This is a genomic window from Enterococcus sp. DIV1758, assembly GCF_051711985.1.
In the GTDB taxonomy this organism is placed as follows: Bacteria; Bacillota; Bacilli; order Lactobacillales; family Enterococcaceae; genus Enterococcus; species Enterococcus faecalis.
In genome coordinates, this window is record NZ_JBIOOA010000001.1 from 1,533,242 (window position 1) to 1,548,836 (window position 15,595).

The window sequence follows — 15,595 nt, forward strand, 5'->3', positions numbered from 1 at the left end:
CATTATTATGCCTTGTTTTTGATCATTTGTCATAGGACTTAAGAACGATTTCTTCTCATTAGTAAGGACTAGTTTTATAAAATCAGTTCATTTTACGTTAAAAAAACTAGGAATTGGTCTAAAAAAGGCCGTCTCCTAGTTTTTTTTATTTGTTTTTCTTAAAATTGTTCGTCACGATTACTATTCAATTCGGTAATTTTACCAGTTGCCAAGTAAACAATCCACTCACAAATATTTGTGACATAGTCGCCAATTCTTTCCAAGTATTGTGCCACATGTAGATAATCAGTTCCGCTAATGACCGTTTCTGGATTAGCTTTCATTGCTTCTACGGCATGTTTGTAAATACTATCGAAATATTCATTAGTACGATCATCCATTTGTGCAATCATTCGTGCATCTTTTTGATCCGTTTTAACATAGGCGATTAAAACATTATCCACCATTTTTTTCACATAATCAGACATATCTGAAATTTCTTTTTCAATTTCAGGAATACGTGTTTCTCCTTTTAAGCGAATCGTTGATTTAGCAATTGAAACGGCATGGTCCGCCATTCTTTCTAAATCCGAACTAGCTTTCATAACAGTGATAATCATACGTAAGTCTGTTGTCACTGGTTGTTGTAACGCAATCATTTCAAAACTCTTTTTCTCAAGTTTGACTTCCATATCATTGATTTCAATATCGCGATCAATCACTTCTTGAGCTAATTTTTTATCATGATTAATATATGCCTTCACGGATTTATGGACGGCACTACTAACCATCATACCCATTTCATAAAATTGATTGTGCAGATTCAATAGTTCTTCTTCAAATTGTGTCCGTAACATTCTTTTTCCCCCTTTTAACCAAATTTACCAGAAATGTAATCTTCTGTTTGTTTTTCTTTTGGATTTAAAAATACTTTTTTCGTGTCATTAAATTCAATTAAATCACCTTGTAAAAAGAAGGCCGTTTTATCAGAAATCCGTGATGCTTGTGACATATTATGTGTCACCATAATCATGGTATATTTCTCTTTTAATGTTAACAGCATGTTTTCAATTTTACCACTAGAAACTGGGTCCAAGGCGCTAGTTGGTTCATCTAATAAAATAATATCTGGTTCCACAGCTAACACACGAGCGATACAAACCCGCTGTTGTTGTCCGCCAGAAAGTGAAAGTGCACTTTTGTGAAGTTTATCTTTGACATCCTCCCAAACGGCAGCAGCTTTCAAACTGGTTTCAACTGCTTCATCTAAGACTTGCTTGTCTTTGACTCCTTTTAGGCGCAAGCCATAAATCACATTTTCATAAACTGAAAATGGAAATGGATTAGGCTGTTGGAAAACCATCCCAATTTCTTTACGCAATTCAACGTTATCTGTTTTCGGTCCATAAATATCTTTTCCTTTATAGACGACACTTCCAGTAATAGTTACGTCTGGGATTAAATCATTCATACGATTCAAGCAACGTAAATACGTTGACTTCCCGCAACCAGAAGGACCAATCATGGCAGTTAATTCTCCTTGATTAAAAGTTAAATCAATGCCTTTCAATGCTTCTTTTTTCCCGTAATATAAATGTAAATCTTTTGATGAAATAATTTCTTTGCCCATCTTGCTCCTCCTAACCAAAATGTCCTGAAACGTAGTCTTCCGTTGCTTGAATTTTTGGTCGTGTAAAGATTTTTCTTGTATGGTCGTATTCAATGACTTTGCCCATATAGAAGAAAGCTGTATAGTCACTAATCCGCGCCGCTTGTTGCATGTTATGTGTCACAATGATGATCGTGTAATCATCTTTTAAATTCACTAACGTTTCTTCAACCGTTCCTGTTGAAATCGGATCTAACGCGCTTGCCGGTTCATCTAACAATAGAATATCTGGTTTCATCGCAATTGCCCGAGCGATACACAAACGTTGTTGTTGCCCACCAGACAGAGCTAAGGCGCTTTTGTTTAAGTTATCTTTCACTTGATCCCAAAGTGCGGCTTGCTTCAAACTTGTTTCAACGATTTCATCTAATTTTTTCTTATCCTTTTCACCATGCTGTTTCAATGCGAATGTGATATTTTCATAGATAGATTTACTAAATGGATTGGGCCGCTGAAAAACCATGCCAATGCGTTTTCTCATTTCGTAGACGTCCACTTCTTTCGTATTGACATCGACATCTTTATACATGATTTTTCCAGTAACACGTGTATTGGCAATGCCATCGTTCATACGATTTAGCGAACGTAAATACGTGGATTTACCGCAACCAGAAGGTCCAATTAAGGCGGTTATTTTGTTCTTTTCAAATTGTAAATCAACACCTTTGATAGCCTCATTGTCCCCGTAAAAGACATGTAAGTCTTCCGTGTGTAACGCAATTGGGTCTTTTTGGCTATCTAGTTGAAGTAAATGGGTATCATTTAAATTGTATTCTTTCATGCTAATTCCCCTAACATTAAGCTGATGTCATTCTCTTATAAAGACGGTTGCCGATAAAACGAGCGCCGAAATTGAAAAGTAAAACTACTAAAATTAACACAGCGGAGGCACCTGCTGAGACCGCAGCGCCATCTGGCATCGTACCTTCAGTATTAATTTTCCAAATATGCACAGCCAACGTTTCCGCTTGACGGAAAATACTAATTGGACTTGAAACGCTCAACGGATTCCAATTACTGAAATCTAAGGCAGGTGCGCTTTGTCCTGCTGTATAAATTAGCGCAGCGGCTTCACCGAAAATCCGACCAGAACTCAAAATAACCCCTGTCAAAATTCCTGGTAACGCTTCTGGCAAAATAACTTTTTTAACTGTTTCCCAACGTGAAAGACCTAAGGCTAACCCCGCTTCACGCTGTGTATAATGAATGGCTTTCAAAGATTCCTCAACATTTCTAGTCAATAATGGTAAGTTAAAAAATGTTAATGCTAACGCACCTGATAAGATTGAAAAGCCATATCCGATTTGTACAACGAAAATCAAGAAGCCGAACAGCCCCACAACAACGGAAGGCAATGAACTTAAAATTTCAATCGAGGTACGAATTAAATCAGTTAACCAATTCTTTTTCGCATATTCCGATAAGTAAATTCCAGCACCTAATGAAATTGGAATACTAATAATCATTGTAATCAATAGTAAATATAGTGAATTGAAAAGCTGAATACCAATCCCACCACCAACTTGATAGGCTCTGGATGGTTGTGTTAAAAATTCCCACGAAATATGTGGAATTCCTCTAGCTAAAATGTAAATCAGTAAGGCCGCCAAAATTAAAACAATGACGCCAGATACGGCATATAAGATACCTGTTGCGATTTTATCTGCTTTTTTTGCATTCATTATTTTAAGGCTCCTCTCTTACCGATAATTCGGATAACAATGTTGAATAGTAAAGACATCAACAATAGAATCAAGGCTAAAGACCAAAGAACGTTGTTTTCAACTGTTCCCATAATTGTATTCCCAATCCCCATTGTCAAAATACTTGTTAGTGTCGAAGCTGGTGTTGTCAAACTAGTTGGCATCACAGCTGCATTTCCGATTACCATTTGGATTGCTAAGGCTTCACCAAACGCACGAGCCATACCAAAGACAACCGCAGTTAAAATACCAGGCACAGCTGCCCGCAAGACAACTTTATAAATCGTTTGCCAACGCGTAGCACCAAGCGCCAACGACGCTTCACGATAATGTCTAGGCACAGCTTTTAGCGCATCCACGGTCATTGTAGTGACCGTTGGTAAAATCATAACAAATAGTACAAATGTACCAGCTAAAATACCGAAGCCAGTTCCGCCAAAGATTGAACGGACAAAAGGAACAATGACAGATAAACCAATAAATCCATAAACAACAGAGGGAATCCCTACAAGTAATTCAATAACTGGTTGTAAAAATTTCGCTCCTTTTTTAGGTGAAATTTCTGTCATAAAAACAGCCGCTCCAATCGCAAATGGCGTCGCAACAATCGCTGACAAAAACGTTACAATAAAGGAACCCGCAATCATTGGTAAAGCCCCAACCATGGGTTTACCGTCTGCGCCGATATCACTTGGGTTCCAGTTTGTTCCAAATAAGAAATCAAACACGTTAATCTTATCTTTAAAGAATGTAGCAAGTCCTTTACTTGCAACAAAATAGAAAATTGAAACAACCACTGCTACAATTAAGGCAATACATAGGAAACTAATAAATTTCCCTCGTTGCTCCATCTTGGCTCTTTTCGATTTTGTTAATAATTTTTTCTGTACATCTTCCAAGAATATTTCCTCCTCAAACAATCCAACTTTTACAGATAAAAATAGTGTACCTTTTTTACATCAATTTGTTTTTAATAACATGTAAATTTTATGTTAAGTTTGTAAATTTTGTGTTAAGAGAATTATTTAATGACATTTCCTTGCCAATCCCGTTCAATTTCCATTTTCGAAACAGGAATATACCCTAATTGACCAATCACACGTTCTTGGATATCATCTGACAACATAAAGTCTAAAAACTCTTTGGTTAAATCACTTGGATTTTTACGAGTGTACATGTGTTCATAAGACCAAATAATCCATTTATTGTTCATTACATTTTCATCTGTTGGCTGAACACCATCAATACTTAACGTAGCTACTTCATCAGTAACATATGAAAATGCGGTATAACTAATCGCTCCTGGTGTATCAGAAACAATGGAACGAACCATGCCACTGGAATCTTGTTCTTGCGCACGAATGGCTGTTTTATCTCCCAAGACCCACTTTTCAAAAGTCGCACGCGTACCACTACCGGCCGCTCTATTCAAAATAACAATTTTTTGATCTTTTCCGCCAAGTTCTTTCCAGTTTGTTACTTCACCTAAAAAGATTTTCTTTAAATTTTCCATTGAGATATCTTTGACACCGACATTTTTGTTAACGATTGGTGTAATCCCAACAACAGCAACTTTATGATCAATTAAGTCTTCCGCTTTGATGCCCTTTTTCTCTTCTGCAAATAAATCAGAATTACCAATGTCTACCGCGCCAGATTGGACTTGACTCAGACCTGTTCCGCTTCCGCCACCTTGGACATTAATAAATCTTCCCGGATTTTGGCTTTGATATTCCTCACTCGCTGTCTCTACTAATGGTTGTAAAGCTGATGAGCCTACCGCTGTGATGGATTCACCACGATCAATCCATTTTGCACATCCTGTCAAAGTAAGTATACTTGCCAAACCAATAAATAATAGCAATCTTTTTTTCATCGATTCATTATTCCTCCAATTAATTTCAATCCATTCTATTTTACCATTATATGTAGGACTTGAAAATTATAAGTTATCAATTTGTTGGTACAACTGAGAAAACTCTTAAATTAAATAACAAGTATTTTAAAACTAAACCAAAAAAAGCTCTCCAAAATGGAGAGCTTTTTTTCGTTTAAATTTTCAAGAAACGACGCATTGAAATAACTGAACCTAGTGATCCAATAATCATTCCTGTTGCAATCATTAATAGATTAACTTTCCAGATAAAATCTTCTGGACGAATTAATGAATAATTCGAACGCAATAACTGCGGGTTAAACATGTTATAAACTTGATGGTAGCCTAACGTCATAATAATGACTGGCACGATTGCGCCAATCAACCCAATCCAAGCACCTTCTAAGAAGAACGGCCAACGAATGAAACTGTTTTTGGCTCCTACAAGACGCATAATTTGGATTTCTTTTTGACGAGATAAAATCGTAATCCGAATAGTGTTGGAAATTAAGAACACTGCAACGAATAAAAGTAATGCAGCAGCTGCTAAGCCCCAAGTTCGAACGGTTTGAGCGATTTTAAAGATTTTGTCTGAATTTACACCACCGTAATCGGCTTTAAAAACACTTGGGAATTTAGCTGCTTGTTTCGCAATATCTTTCGTGTCTTCTGGTGTTTTTGCACGGACATAATACACATCATATAATGGGTTACTGTCGCCTTCGAAAAGATTCCAGGCATCCCCCATTTGTTCTTGGATTTTTTTCAATTGTTGATCTTTGTTTGAATAAGAAATATCTTCAACATTGTCTAATCCTTTAAGTTGTTTTTCTAATGTTTTCATTTCATTTTGTTTTGTACCAATATCGACAAAAACAGACACTGTCACGTTTTTTTCGATATCATCAGCAAGTTTCGTTGCATTAAAAATAACGCCCATAAAAATACCAACTAAAACTAATGTAATTGTAACCGCACTTGCTGAGGCAACAGTCATCCAACCGTTCCGTTTTAAACTTTTGATACTTTCAAATAAATGAGAAAAGAATGTTCTAATCATCGTAGCCGTATTCTCCTTCCACTTGGTCACGGATAATGCGACCATTTTCAATGGCAATAACACGGTGACGAATCGTATTTACAATTGTACTATTATGCGTTGCCATCACGACTGTTGTTCCTTGTGCGTTAATCCGGTCCAACAATTTCATGATTTCCCATGAATTCTCTGGATCTAAGTTTCCAGTTGGTTCATCGGCAATTAAAACTTTCGGTGTATTTACGATTGCTCGTGCAATGGATACCCGTTGCTGTTCCCCACCAGAAAGTTCGCTTGGAAAAACACGTACCTTATGTTTTAGACCGACTAAATCTAAAACTTCCATCACGCGTTTTTTGATTTCGCGAGGACGTCGTCCGATAACTTGCATCGCATAGGCCACGTTCTCATACACAGTTTTCTTTGGTAATAATTTATAGTCTTGGAAAACGATGCCGATTTCACGACGTAAATAAGGAACTTCTTTATTTTTTATTTTCATTAAATCATGACCTGCAACTGTCAAATTACCTTTTGTTGCTTTTTCTTCACGATACATTAATCTAATAAAGGTTGATTTCCCTGCACCTGAGGGACCAACCACATAGACGAACTCGCCTTGGTCAATCTCTACTGAAATATTTCGAATCGCTGTTGTACCATTCGAATATTTCTTCATTACATCTTTCATTTCAATCATGGCGTTCTCTCCATCTCTTTTTTCTTCAATCCTACTCATTATAACATGTCAATATTGCAAACTTCTTGCATTAAGTTACATTTTTATTTCAATTTAATGAAGAGCTTAACTTAAGCGCTGTTTTAGGTAGGCATCAATGAAACCATCAAGGTCTCCATCCATCACAGCTTGCACATTGCCAGTTTCGTAATTTGTCCGATGGTCTTTGACCATTGAATACGGATGGAACACGTAAGAACGGATTTGTGAGCCCCAGCCAATTTCCATTTGTTCACCACGTAAACTTGCTGCTTCTTGGGCTTTCTTTTCCATTTCCAATTGATATAATTTGGCTTTTAACATACTCATTGCTTGCTCACGGTTTTTTAATTGAGAACGTTGTGCTTGGCTTGCGACAACGGTACCTGTTGGAATATGTGTGATTCGAACAGCCGATTCTGTTTTATTAATATGCTGACCACCGGCACCACTTGCTCGATAGGTATCAATTTTTAAGTCATCTGGATTGATCGCAATTTCTATTGTATCGTCTAGTTCCGGCATTACATCAACTGAACAAAACGAAGTATGACGGCGTTTAGCGGAATCAAAGGGCGAAATCCGTACAAGACGATGGACACCTTTTTCAGATTTTAGGTAGCCATAAGCATTGTAACCTTTGATTAATAAGGTGACACTTTTAATCCCTGCTTCATCTCCAGCTTGGTAATCCAACGTTTCAACTTGGAAACCGTGACTTTCTGCCCAACGTGTATACATTCGTAAAAGCATACTTCCCCAATCTTGTGATTCAGTACCACCGGCACCAGGGTGTAATTCAATTAGGGCGTTATTATGATCATATGGCTCATTTAGTAGTAAGGATAGCTCATACGTTGTTAAACGTTCTTGCAAGAGATGAATTCTTTCTTCCAATTCTTCTTGAATCTCTGCATCATATTCTTCTTGTTGTAATTCAAACATCACCGTTAATTCGTCCAGTTCCTCAGAGAGCTGATGAAATTGTTGATATTTTTCTTTCAAACTATTGGTTTCGTTAATTAGCTTTTGAGCCGTTTCTGTGTTGTCCCAAAAACCAGGTTCTCCCATCCGATTTTCCGCCTCGGCAATGTCTTCTTCTAACTGGTCTAAGTCAAAGAGACCTCCTGAAGCTAGTAATTTTTTGTGTCATTTCGTCTAATAATGTACGAATTTCTGGGTTTTCCAAAATGATTCCTTCTTTCTTTTTATTGTAAAAAGAGCAAAGGCGGGACAAATTGCCCCACCCTGCGTTTTTTCTTTAATTAAGCGTTTCTTCCATGACAATTTTTGAATTTTTTGCCACTTCCGCATGGGCATAAATCATTACGGCCCACTTTTTTATCTACACGCACAGGTTGACGCTTCGCACTTGTGTTGCTTTGTGCAGCTGCATCTTGTTCTGTTTCTGGATGTTCCGCTTGTCCTTGGGCTACTTGCTCACGTTGGACATTTTGGCGAATTTCCGATTTCATGAATAAACGTGTTACTTCATATTCGATTGAACCCACCATATTGTTATACATAGAATAACCTTCTGTTTGATATTCTACTAATGGGTTGTTTTGACCGTACGCACGTAAGCCGACAGATTGGCGTAATTGATCCATTGCATCAATGTGATCTGTCCATTTAGTATCGACGACACGCAAGATGACAACTTTTTCAAATTCTAGCAGTTGTTCTTGACCATTCAATTGTTGAGATTTTTCTTCAAATACTTCTTGCGCACGTGCCACTAAGTAGTCTTTGATTTCTTCAGCTGATTTATTTTCTAAGTCTTTTTTAGAAATCGTATCTTCATGGACAAGCGTTGAGGCTGCAAAATCGACAATCCCATCTAAATTCCATTCTTCTTTTTCTAATTGTGTATGGCTATCCACCACTCGGCCAATCGTCCGTTTTACCATGCCCATCAATACATCAGACAAGTCATTTTCTTCCATAATTACTTCTTGTCGTTGCGCATAAATAACTTCACGTTGCTCGCGCATCACGTCATCGTATTGTAAGACATTTTTACGTGTGTCATAGTTATTTCCTTCCACACGTTTTTGAGCAGATTCTACTTGGCGAGTAAACATTTTACTTTGAATAACTGCATCTTCTTCTTGCACATTCATTCGTTCTAAGAATGTTTTAATTCGTTCTGAACCAAAGCGTTTCATTAAGTCATCTTCTAAAGATAAATAAAATTGTGAAACCCCTGGATCCCCTTGGCGTCCTGCACGTCCACGCAACTGATTATCAATACGACGTGACTCATGACGTTCTGTCCCGATAACTGCTAGACCACCTAGTTCAAGTACACCTAAACCAAGTTTAATATCCGTTCCACGACCAGCCATATTTGTTGCAATTGTAACTGCGCCTTTTTGACCGGCGTTCATAATGATTTCGGCTTCTTTAAAGTGATTTTTCGCATTTAATACTTCATGAGGAATTTTAGCTGCGTTTAATTTATCAGAAAGTAATTCTGATGTTTCTACCGCAACAGTCCCTACCAACACTGGTTGCCCTTTGTGGTAACGTTCTTTAATATCTTCCACCACTGCATTAAATTTACTTTCTAAGGTTGGATAAAGTAAATCTGGACGATCGTCACGGATAATTGGACGATTGGTTGGGATTTGAATGACTTGAATATTGTAAATTTCACGGAATTCTTCTTCTTCTGTTTTAGCAGTACCAGTCATCCCGGCTAGTTTTTTGTACATCCGGAAGTAGTTTTGGAACGTAATCGTCGCCATTGTTTTTGTTTCATCTTCAATTTCGACGCCTTCTTTTGCTTCAATCGCTTGATGTAAGCCATCAGAATAACGACGACCATCCATGATACGACCAGTAAATTGGTCAACAATTAAGACTTTATTGTCTTGAACCACGTAATCAATGTCTAATAACATGATATAGTTTGCCCGTAACGCTTGATCTAAATGGTGCGTTAATGCTGTATTTTCAATATCGTAAAGGTTATCCAATCCGAAAGTTTCTTCAGCTTTTTCAATCCCTGCTTCTGTTAAACCAATTGTTTTAGACTGAATATCAATTTTGTAATCTTCATCTTCTTTTAAGCGTTTGACAAAATTATCGGCACGCGTATAGAGTGCTGTCGATTTTTCAGCTTGTCCAGAAATAATTAATGGGGTTCTTGCTTCGTCAATTAAGATTGAATCCACTTCATCGACAATTGCATAGTTTAATGGACGTTGAACCATTTGGCTGCGATAAACAACCATGTTATCACGCAAATAGTCAAATCCTAATTCGTTATTTGTACTATAAGTGATATCACAGTTATACGCTTCACGTTTTTCATCAGAAGATTTAGAGTTAATGTTTAAGCCAACGCTTAAGCCTAAGAAATTATATAATTCTCCCATTTCGTTAGAGTCACGGGTTGCTAAGTATTCATTAACTGTAACAACGTGTACTCCTTCGCCAGATAGTGCATTCAAGTATACAGGCATTGTGGCAGTCAAGGTTTTCCCTTCACCTGTTCTCATTTCAGGAATGTTCCCGTCATGAAGCACAATCCCACCCATTAATTGGACACGGTACGGGAATAAACCTAGTACTCGTTTAGCAGCTTCACGGACAACCGCAAACGCTTCTGGTAATAGTTCGTCTAAGGTTTCCCCTTTTTGATAACGGGCTTTAAATTCATCTGTTTTTTCACGTAATTGTTCATCGCTTAGTTGTTCCATTGCACTTGCATGTGCATCAATTTTATCGGCGATTTTTTCTAATCGTCTTAATTCTTTTTTATCGTTTTCAATCATTTTTTTCAAAAAATTTGCCATTGGTATCTGTGTTCCTTTCAATTACCTCTTTTTATTTTTGTATCCTTTTTGTACAAGAAGCACAATCTATCCGTTTTATTTTATCATTACTTGACGAGAAAGAAAACCATTTCTCTCTATTTTACAGACATTTTCCTTTAAAAGAGAAACTTTTAAAGTTATTTTATGTATTTCTTTATTTTTTCTTTACTCCGTGCTTTAAAGATGTTTAAAGAGCTGAAATGCACGAAGGCATTTCAGCTCTTATTTTAAGCTTTAGTCTGTTTCAATCAAGCCATATTTGCCATCTTTACGACGGTAAACAATGCTTGTTCCATTTGTTTCAGCATCTTCAAAAATAAAGAAGTTGTGTCCTAACATGTTCATTTGTAAAACAGCTTCTTCACTGTCCATCGGTTTTAATGATAGACGTTTTGTACGAACGATGTCTAATTCTGAAGGTGTTTCTTCTGTTTCTTCACCAACTAAGAAGACAGCGGCTTTTGTATTGTTACGTCCTGTTTCACGAGATTTTCTGTTGATTTTTGTTTTAAATTTACGAATTTGTCGTTCTAATTTATCGACAACCAAATCAATACTTGCGTATAAATCAGGTGACGTTTCTTCAGCTCGTAAAACTAGATAAGGAAGAGGAATAGTAACCTCGACTTTGGCTGTTTTTTCAGTGTACACTTTCAAATTCACGTGAACCGTTGCTTCAGGTGAATCGCTGAAATATCTTTCTAATTTACCGACTTTTTTCTCAACATAGTCTCGAATCGCTTCGGTTACCTCGATATTTTCTCCACGTACATTATATCTAAACATAACAATTACCCCTTTCATCTACCAGTAAAGAAAAGATTAAAGGACCACTCTTTAATTCCCTTCTTCTTAATTTCATTATATCGAATAATCTGGGTTTTGCCAACAAAATAGTCATCAAATTTATGAGTTCTTTTCTTTTTACCGCGCGAGAGTAAACGTATTCAAACTTTTAGGATAACAGTCATTGATAACAGCAGCTGCGTGAAAAAGAGTTCGTCCAGTGGTATAGATATCATCCACCAAAATAATAGAACAATTTTTTAATTTTTTTTGGTTTTCTTTTTGGATGACAAATGGTTGTTGCAACTGCATCCTTTCCTTTCTAGTTTTCTTAGATTGCGGAACATTTTCCTCTTTTCTAATTAAAAAAGGGCTGTACGGAACATCAGCCGCTTCTAGTAAGCCAATTACTTGGTTGAAGCCTCGTTCTTGCATTCGCTTTTCGGATAAGGGCACCGGAATAATATAGTCCGCAGATTGTTGCTGAAAGTAAAAGTTGATTTCCTCGTTAAAACACATTCTTAAGCGATAGTCTCCTTGAAATTTATAGCGTTCCATCCACTCTTGCATTCCTTCATCATAATGAAACAACGCTGCATTATGAAAAGAATACTCTGGATAAAGCAGCTGCCACCTTTGACAATCAAAACAATAGCGCTCTTGGCAGACGCGATTACAGCCAAAACAAGTGCCTATCATTGGCAGTTTCTGGAACTTTGCTTGGCAGTGCTGGCAAAGTGAAGGCCTCGCCCATTTTTTAAAACATAAGAGCATTTTTAATGTTATCTCCAAACGAATGGGGCTTGCGCAATTTTTACAATCCATCTAACATCCCTCGTTTGCTAGCCAAGCGATTCATTTGCTTTATTTGCCGAATTGCCTCTTTCATGTCTCTTGTTTCCCCATCATGTAAAAATAAAACTTCGCCGTAATTGAATTCTTGTCTTCGATCGACTCGACCCGCAATTTGGACAAGTGTTGAAGAAGTGAAGACTCGATGATTGGCACCATAAACAATAACTGAGACTGCATCAAAAGTCACACCACGTTCTAAAATGGTTGTAGTGATCAAAATATCCGTTTTCTGCTGACGCATTGCTTGAACTTTTTCTAGACGAAGCTCATCACTACCATAAACGTCGACAACTTTTTTGTCGGAAAATCGCTCAGCTATTAATGCATGCAATTGGTGAATTAATGAAATACTTGGGCAAAATAGTAAAACTGAATTACGCACCAATAAACGTTTCAAATGATATGCAATGATTTTAATATTTTTGCTAGAAAGACGTTGCCACGACTGAACCCAAAATCGGCGTGGCACAGGTAATGGCCTACGATGATATCTTGCTGGCAAAATACTGGCCGCTAACTTCTTTTGCTGTAAAAGCTTCCGCAATTCTTTCGTAGGGGTTGCTGTTAAGTACACCAAACTACTTCTTTTTTTTCGTGCGTTACGCACTCCATAATAAAGATGCTCGTTATTAACAAAAGGAAAAGAGTCGACTTCATCAACGATAAGTAAATCAAATGCTTGATGGAATTTCAATAATTGATGCGTGGTGCAAATCACTAGTTTCGTATAACGATACGGCTCTTGACTGTTTCCATGAAGTAAAGCAATTGCTTCGTGAGGAAAAACCGCTTGGATTCTGGGAAACAGTTCTAAGCAAACATCGACACGCGGCGAAGCCAGCGCAATCCGCCCCCCTTCTTGTAAGGTTTGGTGCAAAACAGCAAATAACATTTCTGTTTTGCCTGCACCTGTAACTGCCCACACTAAGCGATTCTCTCTTGCTTTTGCTGTCTCACAAAGTTCAACCGAGATCGCTTGCTGTCCCTTTGTTAATTGTCCAGACCACTCAAAAAAGACAGTTCTTGGGCTATTGGGCCTTTCTGGTAAATGACAAAATTTTTGACAAGAAGTCACACGGCCTAATTGAATGCACGCATGACAGTAGTATACATTTGTCGCCAGTTTGTTTTCTTTTTTGGATACGACTTCCCCGCACCGCTGACATTGAATTGTTAGGGGTGAACGCTCTAACATTGTTGATAAATAAACCAGTTTTGTCTGTATTGAACGTTCTGTTTCTTCAAGAATTATTTTACGTCCATGCAAGTCTTCCATGTTAACCACCTCAATTATAAAATACGCATTTCTCTAGCTTTTTTGCGAAAAAAAAGACAAGTTGCTTTTTCGAAGATTCTCGAAAAAACAACTTGTTTTTACTCTTTTTTATCTGCTTGTGCTAACAAACCCAAGGCTTGTTCCAAGACTTTTTCGCCGTTCATTAAGCCGTAATCAGACATGCTAATGACATCTGTTGGGATACCTTTTGGTGATAGACGCTTTTCAAAATCACTCTTCATATAACGAACTTGTGGACCTAACAATAACACATCGACTGGATTATTTTCTAAATTCGTTTCTGCTTCCGATGCAGAAGCCGCAAATATATGGGCATCTAAGCCTTGATTAAATGCTGCTTTTTGCATTTTTGTAACAAGTAAACTAGTACTCATTCCAGCGGAGCAAACTAACATAATTGTTTTTTTTGACATTTTAACAGCCCCTTTTACCATTGCCTTTTTCAATTTTCAACATTATCTATTAAAAATATTATAGTGTAAAGTTAATTTTTGTCAATCATTCTTGTTTTTTAAAGCGGATACAATCCTGGTTTAAACGTACCATGCTGACTTCAGCAATTTATTAAATACCACATATTCTTTTTCCAAATTCACTTGAACTACTTGATAACTCGCATTCAACCAACCATAAGCGCCTTTTTCTGGATGCTTATAATCGTTCGCCCACCAATCGACATCTGTCTTAGCAGTTTTTGGTAAACCAGAATGAGGGAATAACAATTCATCAAACTGGGTAAAGGTCAAGGTAACTTGGGAACCGCCATTCGTTTTCAAATAATGAGTAATTGTATCATATTTTTTCTGTCGTGTATGTACCATTTTCCAGCGCCTCCCTTTTCTCTATCATACCTTATTATAACGTTTTTTTCCAAAAATCTCACAAAAAAGATGAGAGAAAAAGTTGCTATTCAGTTGATTCTTTTTTATACTGACTTTATTACGAGAGAAAAGGATGCCCATATGTTAGAAAGCTATATTACAGTCAAACAAGATGGTTTCAGCGAGATTGAAATCAAGAAATCGCGGTTTATCTGTTCTGTAAAGCGCGTAACATCAGAAGAAGAAGCAAAAGCCTTTATCGCCGCAATAAAAAAAGAACATTGGAAAGCCAATCATAATTGTAGTGCTTTTGTGATCGGCGAAAAAAATGACATTCAGCGGAGCAGCGATGACGGAGAACCTAGTGGCACTGCTGGTGTTCCAATGCTGGAAGTCTTAAAGAAAAAAGAGTTAATCAACGTAGTGGCTGTTGTCACTCGTTATTTTGGCGGAATAAAATTAGGCACTGGTGGTTTAATCCGAGCATATAGTCATGCTCTTTCCCACACTTTAGATGAAATTGGTTTAGTCATTGGCAAATTGCAACAAGAACTATTGATTACGATCGCCTATCCTTTATTAGGAAAAACCCAAGCCTTTTTAGAACATAGTCCCTACACGCTTAAAGAAACTATTTACACAGAGTCTATTCAGTTAATTTGTTTAGTAGATGAACAAGCAACAGAAACATTTATAGCTGAAATGACGGATCTACTTAACGGTCAGTTGACAATTGAAAAAGGCGCAACGAGCTATCACGAACTACCATTTAACGAAAAAGGAGCACAAGCAAATGACATTTGAAGAAGTATTGCCACAGATTAAAGAAGGAAAAAAAGCCGTACGTAAAGGCTGGAGCGGTTTTGAACTTTTTATTGAATTACGTGATGAAATTGGCACCTCCGAAGGTGAATTTTTACAAGTTACCCCGTATTTTTTAATCAAAACTTCTGATGAAGGCTACAGCATGTTTTCACCAACACCTTGTGATGTCTTAGCAGAAGATTGGGTGATTGTTGAAGCATAAC

The 15,595-nt window shown here is 37.2% G+C and carries 17 protein-coding genes; 2 read left to right on the forward strand and 15 right to left on the reverse strand.

All coding sequences use genetic code 11. From position 1 onward, the window contains the following. Positions 1–158 precede the first annotated feature (158 nt). From phoU to IGJ52_RS07630, 15 genes are all read right to left on the reverse strand, one after another. Entirely contained in the window at positions 159–836 is a 678-nt protein-coding gene (phoU, locus tag IGJ52_RS07560) for a phosphate signaling complex protein PhoU (RefSeq protein WP_002357304.1), read from the reverse strand. Positions 837–850: 14 nt separating this feature from the next. Next, a complete protein-coding gene (gene pstB / locus IGJ52_RS07565) occupies positions 851–1,609 on the reverse strand; it encodes a phosphate ABC transporter ATP-binding protein PstB (RefSeq protein ID WP_002357303.1) in 759 nt (252 codons plus the stop codon). Positions 1,610–1,619: 10 nt separating this feature from the next. After that, positions 1,620–2,429, reverse strand: a complete 810-nt coding sequence (gene pstB, locus IGJ52_RS07570; RefSeq protein WP_002420128.1) for a phosphate ABC transporter ATP-binding protein PstB — start codon at positions 2,427–2,429, stop codon at positions 1,620–1,622. A gap of 16 nt (positions 2,430–2,445) precedes the next feature. Further along, positions 2,446–3,330 carry a phosphate ABC transporter permease PstA gene (gene pstA, locus IGJ52_RS07575; protein ID WP_002357300.1) on the reverse strand — a complete coding sequence of 295 codons (885 nt, stop codon included), beginning with the start codon at positions 3,328–3,330 and terminating at the stop codon, positions 2,446–2,448. Further along, the gene (pstC, locus tag IGJ52_RS07580; RefSeq protein WP_002357299.1) at positions 3,330–4,250 is read right to left on the reverse strand and encodes a phosphate ABC transporter permease subunit PstC; all 921 of its coding nucleotides are present in this window, start codon (positions 4,248–4,250) and stop codon (positions 3,330–3,332) included. The genes pstA and pstC overlap by 1 nt, the downstream gene beginning before the upstream one ends. 122 nt (positions 4,251–4,372) lie before the next feature. After that, the gene (locus tag IGJ52_RS07585) at positions 4,373–5,227 is read right to left on the reverse strand and encodes a phosphate ABC transporter substrate-binding protein PstS (RefSeq protein WP_002357298.1); all 855 of its coding nucleotides are present in this window, start codon (positions 5,225–5,227) and stop codon (positions 4,373–4,375) included. 175 nt (positions 5,228–5,402) lie between these two features. Then, a complete protein-coding gene (gene ftsX / locus IGJ52_RS07590; protein WP_002364071.1) occupies positions 5,403–6,287 on the reverse strand; it encodes a permease-like cell division protein FtsX in 885 nt (294 codons plus the stop codon). Beyond that, a complete protein-coding gene (ftsE, locus tag IGJ52_RS07595) occupies positions 6,280–6,966 on the reverse strand; it encodes a cell division ATP-binding protein FtsE (RefSeq protein ID WP_002361935.1) in 687 nt (228 codons plus the stop codon). The genes ftsX and ftsE overlap by 8 nt, the downstream gene beginning before the upstream one ends. Before the next feature lie 105 nt (positions 6,967–7,071). Further along, positions 7,072–8,173, reverse strand: a protein-coding gene (gene prfB / locus IGJ52_RS07600) for a peptide chain release factor 2 (protein ID WP_111997025.1) whose coding sequence is annotated in 2 segments (ribosomal slippage) — positions 7,072–8,100 and positions 8,102–8,173 — 1,101 coding nt in all. Because the reading frame shifts where the segments join, the coding sequence is not laid out codon by codon here. 76 nt (positions 8,174–8,249) lie between these two features. Further along, positions 8,250–10,787 carry a preprotein translocase subunit SecA gene (gene secA, locus IGJ52_RS07605; protein WP_002420121.1) on the reverse strand — a complete coding sequence of 846 codons (2,538 nt, stop codon included), beginning with the start codon at positions 10,785–10,787 and terminating at the stop codon, positions 8,250–8,252. 255 nt (positions 10,788–11,042) lie between these two features. Then, positions 11,043–11,594, reverse strand: a complete 552-nt coding sequence (hpf, locus tag IGJ52_RS07610; protein WP_002357293.1) for a ribosome hibernation-promoting factor, HPF/YfiA family — start codon at positions 11,592–11,594, stop codon at positions 11,043–11,045. Positions 11,595–11,732: 138 nt separating this feature from the next. Continuing rightward, entirely contained in the window at positions 11,733–12,419 is a 687-nt protein-coding gene (locus IGJ52_RS07615; protein ID WP_173975049.1) for a ComF family protein, read from the reverse strand. After that, on the reverse strand, positions 12,409–13,725 hold the full coding sequence (locus tag IGJ52_RS07620; RefSeq protein WP_010816564.1) for a DEAD/DEAH box helicase: 1,317 nt from the start codon (positions 13,723–13,725) through the stop codon (positions 12,409–12,411). The genes IGJ52_RS07615 and IGJ52_RS07620 overlap by 11 nt, the downstream gene beginning before the upstream one ends. Before the next feature lie 98 nt (positions 13,726–13,823). Then, the gene (locus IGJ52_RS07625) at positions 13,824–14,159 is read right to left on the reverse strand and encodes a PTS sugar transporter subunit IIB (RefSeq protein ID WP_002360150.1); all 336 of its coding nucleotides are present in this window, start codon (positions 14,157–14,159) and stop codon (positions 13,824–13,826) included. A gap of 120 nt (positions 14,160–14,279) precedes the next feature. Further along, positions 14,280–14,567: a DUF7662 domain-containing protein gene (locus IGJ52_RS07630; RefSeq protein ID WP_002357286.1), complete on the reverse strand. Its 288-nt coding sequence runs from the start codon at positions 14,565–14,567 to the stop codon at positions 14,280–14,282. 141 nt (positions 14,568–14,708) lie between these two features. On the opposite strand from IGJ52_RS07630, the gene IGJ52_RS07635 reads away from it, so the two are divergent. Then, positions 14,709–15,371, forward strand: a complete 663-nt coding sequence (locus IGJ52_RS07635) for a YigZ family protein (protein WP_010816565.1) — start codon at positions 14,709–14,711, stop codon at positions 15,369–15,371. Then, positions 15,361–15,594, forward strand: a complete 234-nt coding sequence (locus IGJ52_RS07640) for a DUF2829 domain-containing protein (RefSeq protein ID WP_002408895.1) — start codon at positions 15,361–15,363, stop codon at positions 15,592–15,594. The genes IGJ52_RS07635 and IGJ52_RS07640 overlap by 11 nt, the downstream gene beginning before the upstream one ends. The last annotated feature ends 1 nt before the right edge of the window (position 15,595 follow it).